The sequence below is a fragment of the Pseudomonas sp. KBW05 genome (genome assembly GCF_003852405.1).
In the GTDB taxonomy this organism is placed as follows: Bacteria; Pseudomonadota; Gammaproteobacteria; order Pseudomonadales; family Pseudomonadaceae; genus Aquipseudomonas.
Genome location: NZ_QAJM01000051.1, coordinates 1 through 2,759 on the forward strand (window position 1 = coordinate 1; position 2,759 = coordinate 2,759).

The 2,759-nt window shown below is 63.1% G+C and carries 3 protein-coding genes; 2 read left to right on the forward strand and 1 reads right to left on the reverse strand.

Annotated elements, in window-relative coordinates; all coding sequences use genetic code 11:
• Nucleotides 1-27: 27 nt before the first annotated feature.
• Complete coding sequence (locus DBR46_RS28860; RefSeq protein WP_124529634.1) at nucleotides 28-912, reverse strand: GNAT family acetyltransferase; 885 nt, start codon at nucleotides 910-912, stop codon at nucleotides 28-30.
• Nucleotides 913-1,215: 303 nt separating this feature from the next.
• On the opposite strand from DBR46_RS28860, the gene ctlX reads away from it, so the two are divergent.
• Together ctlX and DBR46_RS30645 are read left to right on the forward strand one after the other, a co-directional pair.
• Nucleotides 1,216-2,142 (forward strand): citrulline utilization hydrolase CtlX, encoded by a 927-nt coding sequence (gene ctlX, locus DBR46_RS28865; RefSeq protein WP_124529636.1) that lies wholly within the window; start codon nucleotides 1,216-1,218, stop codon nucleotides 2,140-2,142.
• 11 nt (nucleotides 2,143-2,153) lie between these two features.
• On the forward strand, nucleotides 2,154-2,759 hold a 606-nt coding region (locus DBR46_RS30645; RefSeq protein WP_256659416.1), incomplete at its 3' end, for an ornithine cyclodeaminase.

Here is a 2,759-nt window from a genome sequence, read left to right on the forward strand (position 1 = left end):
CGCTCCCACATTTGATCTCCGGTGTTTTCAGGGAATGTTTTCCACAATCTTCTTGCCCATGCTGATCCGCGGCTCCACGCCATACCCCAACGCCTCGTAAAACCCCGTCACGGCATCATTACCACTGGTGATCTGCAAGTTGATCTTCATGCAACCCAGGCCCGTCAACGCCTGTTCCGCATGACGCACCAGCGAAGAACCCAAGCCATGGCGCCGATAGTCGGCGTGTACCGCCACCGAATACAGCCAGCCACGATGCCCGTCGTACCCCGCGAGGATCGTGCCGACCACCGTCTTTTTATCCGTCGCGACAAAAAACAGCCCGTCGTTGACCGCCAGCTTTTTATCAATCGCCAGGGCCGGCGAGTTATGCGCCGTGTCATAACCAAAGGCCTGTTGCCACAACGCCACCACTTGCGCACGGTGCTGACGGTCGCGATACGGTCCGATGGGATGGCGGGACAGCAGCGCCTTCTCCATCACCAGGGTCCGCTCATTACCGTGGTAGACGTCGCGAACCGTGTGAAACCCCAGCGCGGTATAGAACGGCTCGGCCGTCAGTGAAGACGGCACGCTCAACACCGTCACGCCGGCCTGGCGGGCACGCAGTTCAATCTCGATCATCAGCAGCCGGCCAATGCCCTGCCCTTGCAGCGCCGGGTTGACGAACACCGAGCGCACCACGTTGGCATCCAGCGCGGCCGTGGCCACGATGACGTCGTCCTGCACCGCCACCAGCACCACCCGGCGCGTCAGCAAGGCGATGACCGCATCGGGGGTGAAGTTGCCCGCGACCCGGGCGATCACGTCCACTGGGTAATCCTTCGCGTTGCTGCTGTGCAGGGCAGCCAGGATGACCTGGCTGATGCCCTCGGCATCGGCGGGTTGGGCGAGACGAACGGCGGTAGGCATGATTCCTCCTGGCTGACGGCGCTTTAGCAAACGCCACAATACCAATGTGGGAGCGGGCTTGCTCGCGAATGCGGTGGGTCAGCCAATGACTCTGTTGACTGACACACCGCTTTCGCGAGCAAGCCCGCTCCCACACAAGCCAGCTCCCACAGTTTGATCGCATTCCAGAGCCGGCAGCCGATTCGGTCGCGCCACCTCCAGTTTCAGCTTTCCCGGCTGAGCCGCCCCCTCGTTTCAGCCGGGATTCACCCCGCACAACCCACAAAATAGCCGCACTGCTCAACCTCATGGATTCGTGCACCCATGCAAACCACCAACACCGTCTTGATGATTCGCCCGGCGCGCTTTGCCTTCAACCCGGACACTGCCATCAACAACCGCTTCCAACGCCAACCCCTCGACCCGCTCAGCGCGCAGCAGAAAGCGCTGGAAGAGTTCGACGGCTATGTCGACACCCTGCGCCAGCACGGCGTGGAAGTGCTGGTGGTGCAGGACACCCCGGCGCCCCACACCCCCGACTCGATCTTCCCCAACAACTGGTGGAGCAGCCACGCCGACGGCAGCCTGGTGCTGTACCCGATGGAAGGCCAGAACCGCCGCCTGGAGCGCAACAAAGGCGTGCTGCAAGTGCTGGAACAACGCTTCGCGATCCACAGCACCATCGACCTCAGCCACCTGGAACAACAGAACATCTTCCTCGAAGGCACCGGCAGCATGGTGCTCGACCGCCAGCACCGCATCAGCTACGCCTGCCACTCCGGGCGCACCCACCATGACGCCCTGCGCCAGTTCGCCGAACGCCTCGACTACCAGCTCTGCGTGTTCCACGCGGTGGACCGCCATCACGCGCCGATCTACCACAGCAACGTGATGATGAGCGTCGGCCGCGACCTCTCGGTGGTGTGCCTGCAAGCCCTGCCCGACGAGGGCGAACGCCTGACCCTGGAACGCTCCCTGCGCGACACCGGCAAAGACATCCTCGCCCTCGACTTCGATCAGCTGGAAGCCTTCGCCGGCAACATGCTCGAAGTCCACGACCGCGACGGCCAGCCGCTGCTGGTGATGTCGGCCAGCGCCTGGGGCGCCCTGCAACCGGCACAACGCGCCCATGTGGAGCGCCACACACGGCCAGTGGTGGTGAACATCGACAACATCGAACGCATCGGCGGCGGCAGTGCCCGCTGCATGTTGGCAGAAGTGCATCTGCCCGCCCGTCCCTCATTTCAATAAGGAGTCTTGCCATGACCCGTTACATCGACGTCAACGACCTCAGCTACCTGGTCTCGCAAAAAGGCCTGCAAACCTGCATCAGCGAGATGGCCGAGTACATCCGCGCCGACTACCTGCGCTGGCAGGACTTCGAAAAGTGCGCACGCCTGGCCAACCACTCGCCGGACGGTGTGATTGAGCTGATGCCGGTGTCCGATGCCGCGCTGTACGCCTTCAAGTACGTCAACGGCCACCCGAAAAACACCCAGGCCGGAATGCTCACCGTGATGGCCTTTGGTGCACTGGGCGATGTGGACACCGGCAAACCGGTGCTGCTGGCCGAAATGACCCTGACCACCGCCATCCGCACCGCCGCCACCTCGGCGCTGGTGGCGCGTTACCTGGCCCGCAACAACAGCCGCAGCATGGCGCTGATCGGCAACGGCTCGCAGAGTGAGTTCCAGGCCCTGGCCTTCCACGCCATGCTCGGCATCAATGAGATCCGCCTGTTCGACATCGACGCCAAGGCCACCGCCAAGCTGGCAGCCAACCTCAAGGCGTTCCCGGCGATCAAGGTGATTTTGGCCAGCAGCGTGGCCGAGGCAGTGAAAGGTGCGGACATCGTCACCACCGTCACC

Bases quoted from the DNA above. Each gene is read 5' to 3' on its own strand.
- DBR46_RS28860 (WP_124529634.1), bottom strand. From the start codon at position 912: ATGCCTACCGCCGTTCGTCTCGCCCAACCCGCCGATGCCGAGGGCATC.
- ctlX (WP_124529636.1), top strand. From the start codon at position 1,216: ATGCAAACCACCAACACCGTCTTGATGATTCGCCCGGCGCGCTTTGCC.